Raw genomic sequence first — 16,518 nt, forward strand, 5'->3', positions numbered from 1 at the left:
CGCGCCACCCGGGGTGACCCGCGTCTCTTTCATTACCCAAGGTAATGAGTTAAGGTAAGTATATGCCTGCTGCGGACCCCACTGCGCCCACCCGGAACCAGTGCCGGCCCGCGACCCTCGGCGGCGAGCTCCGCGTCGCCCTCACGCGCGTGTCGCGCCGACTGCGCGCCCAGCGCGGCGAGGCCGACCTCCCCGAGGGCCAGTTCGGCGTCCTCACCGTGCTCCACAAGCACGGCGCGATGTCCCCCGGCGAGCTCGCCGCGCACGAGCGCGTCCGCCCGCCGAGCATGACCCGCGCCGTCAACGCCCTCGCCGAGATGGGCCTCGTCGAGAAGGGCGAGCACGCCACCGACCGCCGCCAGGTCGTCGTCCGCCTCACCGACGCCGGCGTGCGCGAGGTCAAGGAGACCCGCCGCCGCCGGGACGCGTGGCTCACGCAGCAGCTGTCCTCCCTCACCCCCGACGAAAGAGAGACCTTGGCCCGCGCCAGTGACCTGTTGACCCGGATCGCCGCCCGATGAGCGCGACGTTCTCCTCCCTCAAGCACCACAACTACCGGATCTGGTTCGGCGCCGCGCTCGTCGCGAACGTCGGCACCTGGATGCAGCGCGTCGCGCAGGACTGGCTCGTCCTCAGCGACCTCACCGACAGCTCCGGCATCGCCGTCGGCGTCGTCACCGCGCTCCAGTTCGCGCCCGTGCTCGCGCTGTCCGCGTGGGCCGGGCTGCTCGCCGACCGCCTCCCGCGCCGCCGCCTCCTCATGGCCACGCAGGGCGCCATGGGACTGCTCGCGCTCGGCCTCGGCGCGCTCGTGCTCTCCGGGCACGTCCAGCTCTGGCACGTCTACGTGTTCGCCGGCCTGCTCGGCGTCGTCACCGCCTTCGACAACCCCGTGCGCCAGACGTTCGTCGCCGAGATGGTCCCCGCCGACAAGCTGTCCAACGCCGTCGGGCTCAACAGCGCGTCGTTCAACGCCGCACGCCTCGTCGGCCCCGGCGTCGCCGGCCTGCTCATCGCCGCCGTCGGCTCCGGCTGGCTGTTCATCATCAACGGCGTGACCTTCGGCGCGACCATCCTCGCCCTCGCCTCCATGCGCACGCGCGAGCTCCACGTGCTCCCCAGCGCGCCCCGCGAGAAGGGCCAGATCCGCGAGGGCATCCGGTACGTGCGACGGCGGACCGACATCGTCGTCATCATGGTCGTCGTCGGCGTCGTGTCCACGTTCGGCCTCAACTTCCAGCTCACGTCCGCGATGATGGCCAAGGTCGAGTTCGGCATGGGCCCCGGCGAGTACGGGATCCTCGGGTCCGTCCTCGCCATCGGCTCCCTCACCGGCGCCCTGCTCGCCGCGCGGCGCGAACGGCCGCGCGTCCGGCTCGTCATCGGCTCCGCCTTCGGGTTCGCCGTCGCCACCGGCGTCATGGCCCTCATGCCCACCTACGCGAGCTTCGCGCTCGCGTGCATCCCCGTCGGCCTCGCGTCGCTCACGATGATGACCGCCGCCAACTCCACGATCCAGATGTCCGTCGACCCGGTCATGCGCGGACGCGTCATGTCGCTCTACATGATCGTGTTCCTCGGCGCGACGCCCGTCGGCTCGCCGCTCGTCGGCTGGATCGCCGAGGCGTGGGGCCCCCGCTGGGCCATCGGCGTCGGCTCCATCACCGCCGGCCTCGTCGCCGTCGGCGCCGCCGCGTGGGCTGTCCGCAACTGGCGCCTCGAGGTCCGCTACCGCGTCCTGCAGCGCCCGCACCTCGTCGTGCGCTACCTCGACGCCGGGACCCCCGTCCACCGCTCCGCCCGCGCCGAGACTCGACGCCGGCTCGGGGTCGAGGACGCGGAGGAGATCGCCCGCGCGGCCTGAGCCGCGTCGCGCTCGCCTCCGGTGCGCGACAGCCCGCGCGGTCACGCGGGGGCGGCCGTGGGGGGCGGACGGGGCGGCCGTGCCGGGTCTACCATCCGCGCCGCTCGTCCCTCGCGGCGCTCCCGCCAGACCCACCACGACCCGGCACGGCCGCCCCGACCGCCGCTGCCCCGTCACCTGCTGAGGTGGGCCGCCTCGCGAGCCCGACACGGTGCTCGCGCCTGGTGAGCGCGGTCGCCGATCGACGTCCGACTGCCGGTCCGCAACCTTTCGGCGGTCATCGCTGGTTCGCAGTTGCCCGAGCCCATACGCAGCCGTGACGTCCCGAGCGCCGACGCAGCGTGACGCGACAGCCGAGCGGACGGGGCGACCTCGGGTGCGAAGGGCGTAGAGCCGCGCTCGTGACCGACGGCCGACCGACCGGGGTGACGGCGCGGCAGCCCGAGCACGCGAGGGCGCCCCGGCCGTGGTGGTGACCCGGGCCGCGCCGTCGCGCGCGAGGGTGCCCCGGCCGTGGTGGTGGCCCGACCGCGCCGCACGCGAGGGCGCCCTGGCCGTGGTGGTGGCCCGACCGCGCCGCACGCGAGGGCGCCCCGGCCGTGTGGGGGTGGCCCGGACCGCGCCGTCGTCAGGCGAGGCGGGACACGACGTGGTCGACGCAGGCGGTGAGGGCGCGGACGTCGTCGGGGTCGATCGCGGGGAACATCGCGACGCGGAGCTGGTTGCGGCCGAGCTTGCGGTAGGGGAAGACGTCGAGGACGCCGTGGGCGCGCAGCGTCGACACGACGGCGGTCGCGTCGATCGTCTCGTCGAGGTCGATCGTGCCCACCACGGTGGAGCGCTCGGCCGGGTCGGCGACGAACGGCGTCGCCCACTCGCGCTCCTCGGCCCAGCCGTAGAGGTGCGCGGCCGACTCGGCGGAGCGGGCCGCGGCCCACGCGAGGCCGCCGTGGCCGAGGATCCACTCGACCTGCTCGGCGAGCATGACGAGCGTCGCGATGGCGGGCGTGTTGAGCGTCTGGTCCTGGCGCGAGTTCGCCGCGGCGGCGCGCAGCGAGAGGGACTCCGGGACCCAGCGCGTGCCGCTCGACTCGACCTCCTCGGCGCGCGCGAGCGCGTCGGGGGAGCACAGCGCGAGCCACAGGCCGCCGTCCGACCCGAAGACCTTCTGGGGGGCGAAGTAGTAGACGTCGGTCTCCGCGACGTCCACGGGCAGCGCGCCGGCGCCCGACGTGGCGTCGACGAGCGTCAGCGCGGCGCGCTCGCGCGACCCCGGGACGCGCACGACGGGCGCCATGGCCCCGGTCGAGGTCTCGTTGTGCGGCCACGCGTGCACGTCGACGTCGTCGGCGGGTGCGGGGAGGGCGACGGTGCCGGGCGGGGCGGAGATCACCTGCGACGCCTCGAGGAACGGCGCGGCCGTCGTCGCGGCCGCGAACTTGGCCCCGAACTCGCCGAACGCCGCGTGCTGGGCCTTGGTCCGCACGAGGCACGCGGTCGCGACGTCCCAGAACGTCGTCGATCCGCCGTTGCCGAGCACGACCTCGTATCCCTCGGGGAGCGAGAAGAGCTCGGCGAGACCCTCGCGCACGCGCCGCACGACGGACCGGACGGGCGCCTGGCGGTGCGACGTGCCGAGCAGGGACGTGCCGGCGTCGGACAGGGCGCGGACCTGCTCCGCGCGGACCTTGCTCGGCCCGGAGCCGAAGCGGCCGTCGGCGGGCAGGAGGTCGGCGGGGATGGTGATCGGGGTGGTGGCGGGATCGGGCACGCGGTCACCCTACGCGCGCGGGGGCGTGGCCGGCAGTCGTGTCCGCGGGTGCGCCACGGGTGTGCCCGGACGGCCCCCAGGCCCGGTCACGGGTTCGCCATAGACTGTCCCCGGCGGCCCGTGGTGCGGGCAGGCGCCCGCGGGGAGCGACGACCGGGCGCGCGGAGCCGACGAGCGAACGGGGAGCGTGACGTGACCGATCTGATCGATACCACCGAGATGTATCTGAAGACGATCTACGAGCTCGTCGAGGAGGGCATCGTCCCCCTGCGCGCGCGCATCGCGGAGCGTCTCGGTCACTCGGGTCCCACGGTGTCGCAGACGGTGGCGCGCATGGAGCGCGACGGTCTCGTCGTCGTCACGGGCGACCGGCACCTCGAGCTCACGCCCACCGGCCACGCCAAGGCGACCCGCGTCATGCGCAAGCACCGCCTCGCCGAGCGCCTGCTCACCGACGTCATCAAGCTCGACTGGGAGCACGTCCACACGGAGGCGTGCCGCTGGGAGCACGTCATGAGCGAGCTGGTCGAGGAGCGGCTCCTCGGTCTGCTCGACCACCCGCACTTCGACCCGTACGGCAACCCGATCCCGGGCCTGCCCGAGCTGGGGGAGCAGCCGCCCGCCGTCGGCTTCCTCGACGGCGTCGTCGCGCTGCCGTCGTACCTGGTCGAGCGCGGTCGCGACGCGGGCGAGGTCCGCGTCGTCCTGCAGCGCATCGGCGAGCCGATCCAGGTCGACGTCGACCTGCTCCGGCGCCTCGCGCAGGCCGAGGTGCTGCCGCGCCGGACGCTCGTCGTACGGTCCGCCGGGGACGGCGTGGTGACCGTCCGGGGGGAGGGCGCGCCGGTCGTCCTGGACCTGCCCGACGACGTCGCGCGGCACCTGTTCGTCGCGCGAGGCGAGCTGGCTCTCCCGGCCCCTGCGACGCCCTGACCTGCGACGACGGGATCGTCCGCCCCGTGTCGTAATGGGAACGTGACTTTTGCCAGGCGGTCCTGTACGGTCGGTGCTGCTTCATCCGAAGACCCATCTGGTGAAGTCCTCGAGCGGAACGCCTAACCCTGTCACCGCGAGAGGCCAACGACGACCCGATGACAGGGACGGGGGACCCAATTTTTGGGTGCTGGAGACAGCGCCCTTGGGGTGAAGCCCGACGGACCTCGGTCCGGAGGGCCGGGTGACTCTTCCACCCGAACCCGACAGCTGACCTCGCAGGCGTCCAGGAGAGGCACCAAGTGACCGTGAGCACGACTCGCGCCCGCCACCGCGCGGCGCGGCGTCCCGTGACGCCGCTCAGCTCCATCGCCCAGGCCGCGTCGACCCAGATGTCGACCGCCGGTCGCCGTACCGCCGTCGTCGCCGCCTCGTCGGGCCTCATCGTCTCGATGATCGGCGCCGCCGCCCCGGCGACCGCCGCTCCCGTCGACAACGAGTCCGGGAAGCTCAACGCGGTCGACCTCAGCGCCCTGACGGCGCAGGCCCGCCAGGCCCTCGAGGCCGCTCCCGCCGTGACCGTCGCGGCCGACGCCGCGTTCACCATCGAGCAGGCCCAGGCGCCCGTCACCGTGACCCCGGCTCCCGAGCCGGAGCCGGAGCCGGACCCCGAGCCGGTCCGCACCCAGCAGACGAGCCGCTCGCAGGAGCGTCAGTCCACCCAGTCCGAGGCGCCTGCCCAGCAGGAGGCGTCGGTCGACGTCCCGGCCTCGGCCTACGGCTCGACCATCGTGTCGATCGCCGCGCGCTACGTGGGCGTCCCGTACGTGTACGGCGGCACCACCCCCGACGGCTTCGACTGCTCGGGCTTCACCAGCTACGTCTACGCGCAGGTCGGCATCAGCCTTCCGCGCACCTCGGGCGCCCAGGGCTCGGTCGGCACCAAGGTGTCGCGCGACCAGGCGCAGCCGGGCGACCTCATCTGGACGCCGGGCCACGTCGCCATCTACGCGGGCGACAACATGATGATCGACGCCCCGCGTCCCGGGAAGACCATCCAGTTCCGTCAGATCTGGCAGTCGAACCCCACGTTCATCCGCGTGGCCTGATCCACGCTCCCAGGGCCGTACCGGCCGCTGGCTCCACGAACCCCGTCACCTCGCGCATCGTCGCGAGGGGGCGGGGTTCGTGGCATTCTTGACGTGTTCGTGACTCCAGGCTGACGGACGAACGGGCTGGTCTCGGCTAGGTTGGTCGTCCGATGGCACCGGGCCGTCGAGAGGAGAGTCGCTCATGACCCGCACGGAATCGGTCCTCGTCGGCGTCGACGGCTCGGCGCCGAGCCTGCACGCCCTGGACTGGGCCGCCGCCTACGCCCTGCAGGTCGGGTGGCCGCTGCACGTCGTGTGTACCTACTCCCTCCCGTCCTTCACCGCCGCGTCGCTCGACGGCGGCTACGCGGCCCTCGACGACTCGGCGATCCAGGAGGGGGCGCGGGCCGTCCTCGAGGAGGCCCGCTCGCGCGCGGAGGACGCCGGCGTGCGCACGACGGCGACCGTGACGACCGGCGACGCTGCCGGCGTGCTCGTCGAGATGTCGCGCGAGCACTCGCTCGTCGTGGTCGGCACGCGTGGCCGCGGCGGGTTCACCGAGCGGCTGCTCGGCACGGTGTCCTCGGCGCTGCCCGCGCACGCCCACTGCCCGACCGTTGTCGTGCCGTTCCGTGCGGGCGCCAAGCAGGAGGAGGGCGATCCGCAGGAGCTGCCGCCCGTCACGCCGCTGCGCCGGATCGTCGTCGGCGTCGACGGCTCCCCCTCCGCCGAGATCGCGCTGCGTCACGCGATCCGCCAGGCGAAGGCGTGGGACGCCGAGCTCGTCGCGGTCGCCGGCGTCCCCGTGGGGGCCGGGGCCGGCCTCCTGGCGTGGCTGCCCGCGTCGATCGACCACGAGCAGGTGCTCGCGGACATCACCGAGGGTCTGAACGTCATCATCGACCGCCACGAGGCCGAGCACCCCGGTCTCACGATCAAGCGCATCGTGCTCGACGGCACGGGGGCCGAGCTGCTCACGGAGTTCTCCACGGCGTCCGACCTCATCGTCGTCGGCTCGCGCGGGCGCGGCGGCTTCCGCGGCCTCCTGCTCGGCTCCACGAGCCAGGCGGTGCTGCACCACTCCGCGTGCCCGGTCATGGTCGTCACCAAGAAGTGCGACGACGGCGAGGGGTCACCCGAGGCGGACTGACCTCGCCCAGCACCGGAGCATCCGCTGCGTGCCCGGCCGCGGTGCCCCGGTGCGGGCCCGCGGCCGGACCGCGCTCAGCTGCGGTTGCGGTAGAGGCGCATCGTGATCGGCGCGAGGACCGCGGTGAGCGCGACGGACGCGACGAGCACCCACAGGATGCCGTCCGTGGCGGGCTCGCCCGCCATGAGCCCGCGCACCGCGGACACGAGGTGGGTGACGGGGTTGACGTCGACGAAGCGCTGCAGCACCACGGGCATGGTCGACGGGTCGACGAAGATGTTCGACGCGAACGTCAGCGGCATGAGCACGAGCATCGACGTGCCCATGACGGCGTTCGGGGAGCGCAGGACGAGGCCCAGGGCCGTGAACACCCAGCTCAGCGCGAACGCGAAGACGAGCAGGAGCACGATGCCGAGGACGACGCCGACGACGCCGCCCGGCGGGCGGAAGCCCAGCACGAGGCCGAGCGCGAGTGTGACGACGGACGCGATCGTGTACCGGACGGTGTCGCCCAGCAGCGCCCCGACGATCGGCGCGGGCCGCCACACCGGTAGCGACCGGAACCGGTCGAAGACGCCCTTGCTGATGTCCGTGTTCATCGTGTAGCCGGTGTAGATGGTGGTGAAGAGGACCGCCTGCACGAGGATCCCGGGGAGCAGGAACTGCAGGTACGCCTGCACGTTGCCGGCGAGCGCGCCGCCGAACAGGTACGTGAACATCAGCGTGAAGATGATCGGGGACACCGTGACGTCGAACAGCTGCTCGGGCACGTGCTTGATCTTGAGCAGCGCGCGCCACGTGTAGGTGAGGGTCGCGGACACGGGCGACGGCCGGTCGGGCCGGTGCTCGAGCGCGACGGCGGCGCGCAGCGCGTTCGCCCCGGGCGCGCGCAGGTCCGCGGCGGTGGCGGTGGGGTCGACGGCCATCAGGCCACCTCCTCGATCGTCTCGTCGTCCTCCATGGGCTGGCCGGTGAGCGCGAGGAACACCTCGTCGAGGCTCGGTTGCCCGAGCGTGAACTCGGGGACCACGATGCCCTCGTCACCGAGCGTCGGCAGGATGCGCGCGACGTGCGCGGCGCCGTCGTCCGGCACGCGGGCGGAGAACGCGTACGGGTCGTTCGCGAGCGTGATCTCCGTCCCGAGGAGCCGCCCGACGGCCTCGGCCGCGCGGGCCCGGTCCGCCGAGTCCGCGAGGCGCACGTGCACCGCGCCCTCGCCGACCGAGCGCTTGAGCTCGGTGGCGGTGCCCTCCGCGATGACCTTGCCGTGGTCGATCACGGCGATGCGGTCCGCGAGCTGGTCCGCCTCCTCGAGGTACTGCGTCGTGAGCAGCACGGTCGCGCCGTCCGCGACGAGCACGCGCACGATGTCCCACACCTGGTTGCGGCTGCGCGGGTCGAGCCCGGTCGTGGGCTCGTCGAGGAAGATGACGCGCGGGCTCATGACGAGGCTCGCCGCGAGGTCGATGCGGCGGCGCATGCCGCCCGAGTACGTCTTGACCTGGCGGTCGCCCGCGTCGCCGAGGCCGAACGCCTCCAGGAGCTCGGCCGAGCGCCCGCGCGCCGTGCCGCCGAGGAACCCGTAGAGCCGGGCGAGCATCACGAGGTTCTCGGTGCCCGTGAGGTCCTCGTCCACGGACGCGTACTGCCCGGTGAGCCCGACGACGGAGCGCACCTTGTCGGCGTCGTGCACCACGTCGTGGCCCAGGACGCGCGCCGTGCCGGCGTCGGGTCGCAGGAGCGTCGCGAGCATGCGCACCGCGGTCGTCTTGCCCGCGCCGTTCGGCCCGAGCACCCCGAACACCGTGCCCTCGGGGATGAGCAGGTCGATGCCGTCGACCGCCTTGGTGACGGACTTCCCGGCCGTGAAGTGCTTGACGAGGCCGCGTGCCTCGACGGCGAGGTCGCCGCGTGCAGTGTCGGTCATGTCCCCTCCGCGGGATGGTCGTTCGCCGATGCCGACGAGCCGCCCGGCTTCCCGGGCCACCCACCGACCGACCGCGCCGACCGCCGGAACTCATCGGTCGTGCACGTCTTCCATCCTGCGCCGCGCACGGCGCGGGGGACCAGTGCGATTCGTCAGGTCCTGCCCGTGACGGTCGAGGCGGGACGTCCAGGCGTCACCGGCACGCCGAGCAGGCGGTCCTGGCGCGTCCGGGAACCAGGACGCGCCACGATCACCTGCTCGGTACGGGAGGGTCGTGCGTCAGCGCGCGGCGTGCTCCGCGGCGGCGAGGAGCACGCACGTCGCGACGCCGTCCATCGCGACGCGGACCTCCTCGATGGGGGGCAGGGTCGGCGCGAGGCGCAGGACCTTGTCCTCCGGGTCCTTGCCGTAGGGGAACGGCGCTCCCGCGGGCGTCAGCGCGATGCCGGCCGCCTTGGCGAGCTCGACGACGCGCGACGCCGTGCCGGGCACGACCTCGAGGCTCACGAAGTAGCCGCCCTTCGGCTCCGTCCACGACGCGACGCCCGTGCCGCCGAGGCGCTCGGCGAGGATGCTCGTCACGGCGTCGAACTTGGGCGCGATGATCTCGCGGTGCTTGCGCATGTGGGCGCGCACGCCGTCCGCGTCGCCGAAGAACAGCGCGTGGCGGAGCTGGTTGACCTTGTCCGGGCCGATGGACTGGGCGGACAGGTGCTTCTTGTACCAGGCGACGTTCGCGGGCGAGGACGCGAGGAACGCGACGCCGGCGCCGGCGAACGTGATCTTCGACGTCGACGCGTAGAGGACCACGCGGTCGGGGTGCCCGGCCTCGGCGGCGAGGGAGATCGCGTCGGCGCTCGTGACCTCGTCGTCGGTGAGGTGGTGCAGCGCGTACGCGTTGTCCCACAGGATGCGGAAGTCGGGCGCGGCGGCGGGCACCGAGACGAGGGCGCGCGCGACCTCCTCGGTGACGACCGACCCGTCGGGGTTCGCGTACGTCGGCACGACCCACATGCCCTTGATCGTGGGGTCGTCGGCGACGAGCCCGGCGACGGCGTCCGCGTCGGGGCCGTCCGGGGTCATGGGCACGGTGACCATCTCGATGCCGAGGGCCTCGCACACGGAGAAGTGGCGGTCGTACCCGGGGACGGGGCAGATCCAGCGGACCGTCTCCTCGCGGCCCCACGGGCGCTCCGACCCGGGGACGCCGAAGAGGGTCGCGTACGCGAGCGTGTCGTACATGAGCGTGAGGCTCGCGTTGCCCGCCGCGAGCAGCTGCTCGACGGGCACGCCCAGCAGCTCCGCGAAGATGCGGCGGAGCTGGGGGAGCCCGTCGAGGCCGCCGTAGTTGCGCACGTCGGTGCCGTCGGCGTCGGTGTGCACGCCCTCGCCCGGCAGCGCGAGCAGCGCCTCCGACAGGTCGAGCTGCTCGGCGGACGGCTTGCCGCGCGTGAGGTCGAGCCGCAGCCCCAGGGACTGCAGGTCGGCGTACGCGCGACGCAGGTCGTCGAGGGACGACGCGAGGGAGGGGGAACCGGGTGCGGCGGGCTCGGGCGTGGTCACCCTCCGGACTCTACCGATCCCGCGCGAGGTCCGTGAGGGCGTTCTCCAGGGCGGACAGGCCGGTCTCGAGGTCCTCGGCCGAGACGGTCAGCGGGGGAGCGAGCCGGATGGTCGACCCGTGCGTGTCCTTGGCGAGCACGCCGCGCGCGAGCAGCGCCTCGCACAGGTCGCGTCCTGTCCCCCGCACCGGGTCGAGGTCGAGCCCCGCCCACAGGCCGAGGCCGCGCACGGCGTCGAGCAGCCCGGCGTCCACGAGGCCGCGCAGACGCGTGTGGAACAGCACGCCGAGCTCGCGCGCGCGGCGCTGCGGCTCGCCCGTGCGCAGCAGCTCGACGACCGCGATCCCGACCGCGCACGCGAGCGGGTTGCCGCCGAACGTGCTGCCGTGCGTCCCGGGCGTGAGCACCTCGAGCACGTCGCGCCGCCCGACGACCGCGGAGACGGGCACGATCCCGCCGCCGAGCGCCTTGCCGAGCGTGACGAGGTCGGGCCGCACGCCCCACGTCTCGGTCGCGAGCGTCGTGCCGGCGCGCCCGAGGCCGGACTGGATCTCGTCGGCGACGAGCAGCACGTCGCGCGCGGCGGTGACCTCCCGCACGCGCGGCCAGTAGTCGGCCGGTGGCACGACGACGCCCGACTCGCCCTGCACGGGCTCCAGGAGCACCGCGACCGTCGTGTCGTCGATCGCGGCGGCCACGGCGTCGGCGTCGCCGTAGGGCACGACCCGGAACCCCGGCGTGTACGGGTCGAAGCCCCGGCGCGCGTCGGGGTCGTCGGAGAACGACACGATCGTCGTGGTGCGGCCGTGGAAGTTCCCGGAGCCGACGACGACCGTCGCCTCGCCCGGTCGTACGCCCTTGACGTCGTAGCCCCACTTGCGCGCGGTCTTGATCGCGGTCTCGACGGCCTCGGCACCCGTGTTCATGGGCAGCACGAGCGAGGCGTCGCCGCCGGTGGTCAGCGGCCCGACGAGCGCGGCGAGCGCGCGGACGAACGGGTGCAGGAGGTCGTGGTCGAACGCGCGCGACGTGAGGGTGACGCGCCCGAGCTGGCGCGTGGCCGCCTCGACGAGCGCGGGGTGGCGGTGCCCGAAGTTGAGCGCCGAGTAGCCCGCGAGGAGGTCGAGGTACCGCCGCCCCTCGACGTCGGTGACCCACGACCCCTCGGCGGTCGCGACCGTCACGGGCAGCGGGTGGTAGTTGTGCGCGAGCGCGTCGCGCGGCGTCCCGTCCGCCGGTCCGGCGACCGGGCGGACGTCCTGCGCGGTCACGACGTGCTCCCGGGGTGCGCGGCGCGCGCGCCCGCCGGCTCGCGGATCTCGAGCGTGCAGCACTTGGCCCCGCCGCCGCCGCGCAGCAGCTCGGACGTGTCGACGCCGAGGGTCTCGTAGCCACGCTCGCGCAGCGCGGCGGCGAACCGCTCGGCCCGCGGGGCGTGGACCACGTGCGTGCCGTCGCTCACGGCGTTGAGCCCGAGCACGACGGCGTCCTCCTCGGTCGCGAGGAGCGCGTCGGGGAAGCGCTCGCGCAGGACCTCCTGCGCGGCGGGCGAGAACGCGGGCGGGAAGTACGCGACGTCGACGCCGCCCCCGGCGAGGGCGGGGTGCGCGCCGTCGGGCGGGGCGCCGCCGTCGTTCCCGCGCAGCACGGTGAGCGCGGTGTCGAGGTGGTAGAAGCGCGGGTCGACGAGCTCGAGCGTGACGACCTCGCGGTCCCACAGCGCGGCGGCCTCGGCGTGCGCGGCGCGGTCGGTGCGGAAGCCGGTGCCGGCGAGGACGACGTCACCGGCGACGAGGAGGTCGCCCTCGCCCTCGTTGACGTGCTCGGCGAGGTGGGTCACGTACCCGTGGTCGGCGAACCACTTGAGGTAGGCGGGGCCCTCGGGTGCGCGCTCGGGGTGCGTGAAGCGCGCGGAGTACACGAGCCCGTCGACGACGGTCGCGCCGTTGGCGGCGTAGACCATGTCCGGCAGCCCCGCGACGGGCTCGATCGTCTCGACGACGTGCCCGAGGTCGCGGTAGGTGTCGCGGAGCCGTTCCCACTGGGCGACGGCGAGCGGGGTGTCGACCGGGGTCCGCCGGTCCATCCACGGGTTGATCTCGTAGCTGACGGTGAAGTACGTCGGCCGGCACATGAGGTAGTGCCGGGGCTGGCCTGGGCGCATCGCCGCCTCCTTGCGGGAGCCGGGCCGGCCGGGGTGGTGCGACCCGGGTGGTGGCCGGACGGGGGTGGCGTCCGGTGGTGCTGAGGTGCTGCCGGGTGGCTGCTGGATGCCAGCGTACGTCCGTGGCCCGCGCGCGGCTCGGGACGACGCGCTCCCACCAAGGGGTTGACAGCGATAGTCTATCGATATATCGTTAGCGTATCGCTGAGCCTGAGAAGCTGCTCGCGACCGTCGCGAGGCCGGAACGGCCCGCCACCGCTCCGCGGATCACCCGGAGCCCCACGAACCACAGGAGACACATCCCATGAGCTACGCACGCCAGCACCGGGGCAGGACCCCGGACATCACCCAGAACACGTCCCAGCCGTTCGGCGAGCGCCCCGGGCCGCGGCCCGGCCGTCGCCGTCGCGACGGCTTCCCGCCCGTGCCCGACGACGCGGCCTGGTTCCGCGGCGACGGCCCCCGCGGCCGTGGCGGCGCACGCCGCGGCGGAGGCCGCGGGTTCGGCGGTCCCGCCGACGGCGGTCGGGGCTTCGGCCCGGGCGGGCCCGGCTTCGGTCCGGGCGGACCGGGATTCGGCCCCGGCGGGCCCGGCTTCGGACCGGGTCACGGCGGTCGTCGTCACGGGGGCCGCGGTCGCGGCCCCGGGCGCGCCGGGCGCGGCGACGTCCGCGCCGCCGTCCTGCTGCTCCTCGCCGAGCAGCCCATGCACGGCTACCAGGTCATCCAGGAGATCGCCGAGCGCAGCGAGGGCCAGTGGCGCCCGAGCCCGGGCGCGGTCTACCCGGCCCTGAACCTGCTCCAGGACGAGGGGCTCGTCGAGCTCTCGGCCGACGGCGGGCGTCGTCTCGCGACGCTCACCGAGGCGGGCACCGCGTACGTCGCGGAGCACGCGGCCGAGCTCGGCGACCCGTTCGCCGACGCGGCAGGTCGCGGCGGGCGCTCGCGGCGTGAGCTGCGCGCAGCCGTCGAGGCGGTCGCCGCGGCGGTCCACCAGGTCGCCCGCACGGGCACCGACGCCGAGGCGAAGGCCGCCGTCGAGCTCCTGGAGCGCACGCGCCGCGAGCTCTACCTCATCCTGGCGGGCCCGACCGTCGCGGACGCCCCCGTCGAGGACGAGCCGACCACCTGACCCCACCGGGCCGCGAGATCGGCACTCCCTGGCCAGATCGGCACTCCGGACCGCCGATCTCGCCAGCGAGTGCCGAGGTCGGCCGAACCTGCCGACCTCGCGCACGGCTCAGCGGTGCGCCGTCAGCCGCCCTCCGAGGCGGCGCAGCGAGACGTGCATCATCGCGCGCAGGGCGAGCCCCACCAGGGGCGCGGTGACGCCGCGGGGGAGCGGCCCGGCGAGGTACGCCTCCTCCCACCACACGACGCGGCAGCGGTCGCGGCCGAGCGGCACGACGTCGAACCCCGCCTCCCCGAGCAGCGCCGGGCCGAGCTTGCGCACGCGCGTGCTCCCGGTGCGCCCCGCCGCGACGGACGGGCGGTCGAGCGACTCGACCACCATCCGGTCGGGGAACCCGCGGCCGGTGCGTCCGACGCGCGGCCCGCTGACCATGGTGAAGCGGTCGCCCACCTCGGGGCCGCGGGCGGCGGGGGTGGCCATGACGGTCAGCGGGATCCAGCGCGGGTGCGTGCGCGGGTCGGCGACCCAGGCGAACGCGACGCTCGCGTCGACGCCGAGCTCGCGCGCGACGGCGACGCGCCGCACGCCGCGCGACGTCACTCGGCGTCGCGGGCCGGCGAGTGGTCCCGCCGACCGCGCCCGGGCAGGAGGCGGCGGCGCCGGCGGGGCCGGGCCGCGTCGTCGGTCACGGGCACGAGCTGCGGTGGCGCGTCCTGCGTGGGCGCCTCCACGACCTCGAGCAGCCGCCCGAACACGGACGGCGGCGGGCCGAACGCGCGCCGGGACTGCGCGATGACGCCGTGCCCGAGGGCCCGCGCCCCCGCGACGCCGACGACCGCCCCCACGCCGAACGGCACGAGGCGCCCGATCGCGAGGCCGGACTGCTTCGCGAGCTGCGTGCGCAGGAACCGGTTGCCGAGCGCCTTGTTGACCTTGACGAGCGTCCCGGCGGGCATGCTCGTGAGCAGCACCTTGCCCCACGCGAGGCCCGAGCCCTGCGTCGCGCGCTCGACGTCGCGCGCGCCCTTCTCGCCCAGCACGGTCGCGAGGAGCAGCGCCCGGCGCCGCGCGACGTCGTCCACGGCGATGCCGTGCACGTCGGCGACCGCGAGCGCGAACGCCGCCGAGGACGCGAAGAACGTCGCGACGTCGCTCGACGTCAGCGCGATTCCGACGCCCGTGCCGACCGACGGGATCGCGGCCGCGGCACCCACGGCGCCGCCCGCGGTCTGGATCACGAGCAGGTACTCGCGCTCGAGGATCCGGACGATCTGCGCGGGGCTCGCCTCGGGGTTGCGCCGACGCACGGAGTCGACGTGGGCGCGGATCGCGTGCGACGGGATGGTCACGGCCTTGTCGAGCGCCGCGTCGAGGAGCGGCGTGGGCCGGTAGGCGGTCCAGTCCGTCGTGTCGACGGGGGCGTCCTGCGGTGCACGCAGCCCGCGGCGGCCCCGCCGCTCGACGGCGCCCGGCCGCGACCGTTCCGGCGTCCCGTGGTCCGGCGTGCCGGACGGCTGCTCGTGCGCCATCTCGCCTCCCGTGTCGGGCCTCGCGGCCCGGTCGTCACTCGACGCTGCCGCCCGGCTGCTGGAACACCGTCCGCACGGTCGCGCCCGCCTTGATCGTCCGTCCCACTGTGCAGGTCTTCTCGATCGCCCGCTCGGCGACCGTGAGCAGCCGCTCGCGCGCCTCGTCGTCGAGCGAGGACAGGTCGATCTCGAACCGCTCGGTGATCTCCGGGTAGCGGTCCTCCGGCAGGTCCTTGACGCCCTCGGCGTGGATCGTCACCGCGTAGTCGTCGCCGAGCCGGCGCGCGAACGTGCGGTCCGAGCTCATGCCGGCGCACGCGGCGAGCGCGATCTTCAGCAGCTCGCCCGGCGTGAACACGGCCCCCTCGCTCGCGGGCCCGATGAGCACCTGCGCGCCGCGGGCGGAGTAGCCCGTGTACGTCCGGACGCCCGTCCGCTCGACCCACAGGGGGTCCGTGGGCGACGGCGACGACGGGGCGATCTCGTCGGTGCCGGTCAGCGGGGTCGTGGTGGTCGGCTCGGTGGTCATGCGTCGATCCTCGCACTCGTGCGGTGCCGGTGCGCTCGTCGCCCACCGGTCGGTCGTCCGCCCCAACGCGCGCCGCGCCCCGGGGATTCCCCGTGGTGCGCGGCCGGGGGAGGATCGGACGCATGAGGATCGTCGTCGCGGGCGGCACGGGCCGCATCGGTCGCCGGGTCGTCGCGGGGCTGCGCGCGGACGGGCACGAGGCCGTGCCCCTCGCGCGGGCCACGGGGGCGGACCTGCGGACGGGCGCCGGGGTCGACGCGGCGCTCGCCGGTGCGGACGTCGTCGTGGACGTGTCGCGGCCGTCGACGTACGTGGACGAGGAGGTGCTGCGCTTCTTCACCACGGGCACGCGCACGCTGCTCGACGCCGGGGCGCGCGCCGGCGTCCGGCACCACGTGGTGCTCTCGATCGTCGCCGTGGACCGGACCGACGCCGGGTTCTTCCGCGCGAAGCGCGCGCAGGAGGAGCTCGTCCGTGCGGCGGGCGTCGCGTGGACGGTCGTGCGGGCCACCCAGTTCTTCGAGTTCGTCGGCACGATCGCGGACCACCTCACGGTCGACGGCGCCGTGCGGGTGCCGCCGGTCGCCTTCCAGCCCGTCGCGGCGGCCGACGTCGCGGCGGTGGTGGCCGGCACGGCGACGGGGGAGCCGCGGCGGGAGGTCGTCGACCTCGCCGGCCCGGAGCGCGTGCGCCTCGACGCGTTCCTGCGCGACGTCCTCGCCTCGTGGCGCGACGCGCGCGACGTCGTCACGGACCCGCTCGCCCGCTACTTCGGCGCGCGCCTCGTGGAGGACTCCCTCGTCCCGCGCGGGGACGCGCTGCGCGGACCCACGACGTGGGCGGCGTTCGTCGCCCACGACGCGTAG

General features: G+C 74.7%; 16 protein-coding genes and 1 riboswitch. Of the genes, 7 read left to right on the forward strand and 9 right to left on the reverse strand.

Annotation, left to right across the window (positions count from 1 at the left end; translation table 11 throughout):
* The first annotated feature begins 62 nt into the window (after positions 1–62).
* A complete protein-coding gene (locus GYH36_RS00950; RefSeq protein WP_024841993.1) occupies positions 63–521 on the forward strand; it encodes a MarR family winged helix-turn-helix transcriptional regulator in 459 nt (152 codons plus the stop codon).
* Positions 518–1,864 carry an MFS transporter gene (locus tag GYH36_RS00955; protein ID WP_024841994.1) on the forward strand — a complete coding sequence of 449 codons (1,347 nt, stop codon included), beginning with the start codon at positions 518–520 and terminating at the stop codon, positions 1,862–1,864. The genes GYH36_RS00950 and GYH36_RS00955 overlap by 4 nt, the downstream gene beginning before the upstream one ends.
* A gap of 628 nt (positions 1,865–2,492) precedes the next feature.
* Here the strand turns inward: GYH36_RS00955 and serC are convergent.
* Positions 2,493–3,635, reverse strand: a complete 1,143-nt coding sequence (gene serC / locus GYH36_RS00960) for a phosphoserine transaminase (protein WP_312028450.1) — start codon at positions 3,633–3,635, stop codon at positions 2,493–2,495.
* 192 nt (positions 3,636–3,827) lie between these two features.
* On the opposite strand from serC, the gene GYH36_RS00965 reads away from it, so the two are divergent.
* From GYH36_RS00965 to GYH36_RS00975, 3 genes are all read left to right on the forward strand, one after another.
* Positions 3,828–4,568, forward strand: a complete 741-nt coding sequence (locus GYH36_RS00965; protein WP_024841286.1) for an iron-dependent transcriptional repressor DtxR — start codon at positions 3,828–3,830, stop codon at positions 4,566–4,568.
* Between the two features lie 138 nt (positions 4,569–4,706).
* Positions 4,707–4,868, forward strand: a riboswitch (cyclic di-AMP (ydaO/yuaA leader).
* A gap of 2 nt (positions 4,869–4,870) precedes the next feature.
* Positions 4,871–5,677: a C40 family peptidase gene (locus GYH36_RS00970; RefSeq protein ID WP_024841285.1), complete on the forward strand. Its 807-nt coding sequence runs from the start codon at positions 4,871–4,873 to the stop codon at positions 5,675–5,677.
* Positions 5,678–5,861: 184 nt separating this feature from the next.
* Positions 5,862–6,809 carry a universal stress protein gene (locus GYH36_RS00975; RefSeq protein ID WP_024841284.1) on the forward strand — a complete coding sequence of 316 codons (948 nt, stop codon included), beginning with the start codon at positions 5,862–5,864 and terminating at the stop codon, positions 6,807–6,809.
* Between the two features lie 74 nt (positions 6,810–6,883).
* Here GYH36_RS00975 and GYH36_RS00980 read toward each other — a convergent pair whose 3' ends face one another.
* The 5 genes from GYH36_RS00980 to ddaH all read right to left on the reverse strand — a co-directional run bounded on the left by GYH36_RS00980 (position 6,884) and on the right by ddaH (position 12,462).
* Positions 6,884–7,735, reverse strand: a complete 852-nt coding sequence (locus GYH36_RS00980) for an ABC transporter permease (RefSeq protein ID WP_162288840.1) — start codon at positions 7,733–7,735, stop codon at positions 6,884–6,886.
* The gene (locus tag GYH36_RS00985) at positions 7,735–8,736 is read right to left on the reverse strand and encodes an ATP-binding cassette domain-containing protein (protein ID WP_162288841.1); all 1,002 of its coding nucleotides are present in this window, start codon (positions 8,734–8,736) and stop codon (positions 7,735–7,737) included. Before GYH36_RS00985 ends, GYH36_RS00980 begins: the two co-directional genes overlap by 1 nt.
* 279 nt (positions 8,737–9,015) lie before the next feature.
* A complete protein-coding gene (locus GYH36_RS00990; RefSeq protein WP_162288842.1) occupies positions 9,016–10,299 on the reverse strand; it encodes an aspartate aminotransferase type Ic in 1,284 nt (427 codons plus the stop codon).
* 10 nt (positions 10,300–10,309) lie between these two features.
* On the reverse strand, positions 10,310–11,569 hold the full coding sequence (gene rocD, locus GYH36_RS00995) for an ornithine--oxo-acid transaminase (RefSeq protein WP_162288843.1): 1,260 nt from the start codon (positions 11,567–11,569) through the stop codon (positions 10,310–10,312).
* Positions 11,566–12,462: a dimethylargininase gene (ddaH, locus tag GYH36_RS01000; RefSeq protein ID WP_162288844.1), complete on the reverse strand. Its 897-nt coding sequence runs from the start codon at positions 12,460–12,462 to the stop codon at positions 11,566–11,568. Before ddaH ends, rocD begins: the two co-directional genes overlap by 4 nt.
* A gap of 304 nt (positions 12,463–12,766) precedes the next feature.
* Here ddaH and GYH36_RS01005 point away from each other — a divergent pair, with 304 nt between their 5' ends.
* A complete protein-coding gene (locus GYH36_RS01005) occupies positions 12,767–13,594 on the forward strand; it encodes a PadR family transcriptional regulator (RefSeq protein ID WP_162288845.1) in 828 nt (275 codons plus the stop codon).
* 108 nt (positions 13,595–13,702) lie between these two features.
* On the opposite strand, the gene GYH36_RS01010 is transcribed toward GYH36_RS01005, so the two are convergent.
* The 3 genes from GYH36_RS01010 to GYH36_RS01020 are packed head-to-tail and all read right to left on the reverse strand — an operon-like array spanning position 13,703 to position 15,652.
* Positions 13,703–14,179 carry an SRPBCC family protein gene (locus GYH36_RS01010; protein WP_155097855.1) on the reverse strand — a complete coding sequence of 159 codons (477 nt, stop codon included), beginning with the start codon at positions 14,177–14,179 and terminating at the stop codon, positions 13,703–13,705.
* An 11-nt stretch (positions 14,180–14,190) separates the two neighbouring features.
* Positions 14,191–15,123 (reverse strand): hypothetical protein, encoded by a 933-nt coding sequence (locus GYH36_RS01015; protein WP_246209091.1) that lies wholly within the window; start codon positions 15,121–15,123, stop codon positions 14,191–14,193.
* A 34-nt stretch (positions 15,124–15,157) separates the two neighbouring features.
* Complete coding sequence (locus tag GYH36_RS01020; RefSeq protein ID WP_024841275.1) at positions 15,158–15,652, reverse strand: OsmC family protein; 495 nt, start codon at positions 15,650–15,652, stop codon at positions 15,158–15,160.
* Positions 15,653–15,774: 122 nt separating this feature from the next.
* Between GYH36_RS01020 and GYH36_RS01025 the strand changes: the two genes are divergently transcribed.
* On the forward strand, positions 15,775–16,518 hold the full coding sequence (locus GYH36_RS01025) for an SDR family oxidoreductase (RefSeq protein WP_162288846.1): 744 nt from the start codon (positions 15,775–15,777) through the stop codon (positions 16,516–16,518).

Source organism: Cellulosimicrobium composti, assembly GCF_010287905.1.
Classification (GTDB): domain Bacteria; phylum Actinomycetota; class Actinomycetes; order Actinomycetales; family Cellulomonadaceae; genus Cellulosimicrobium; species Cellulosimicrobium composti.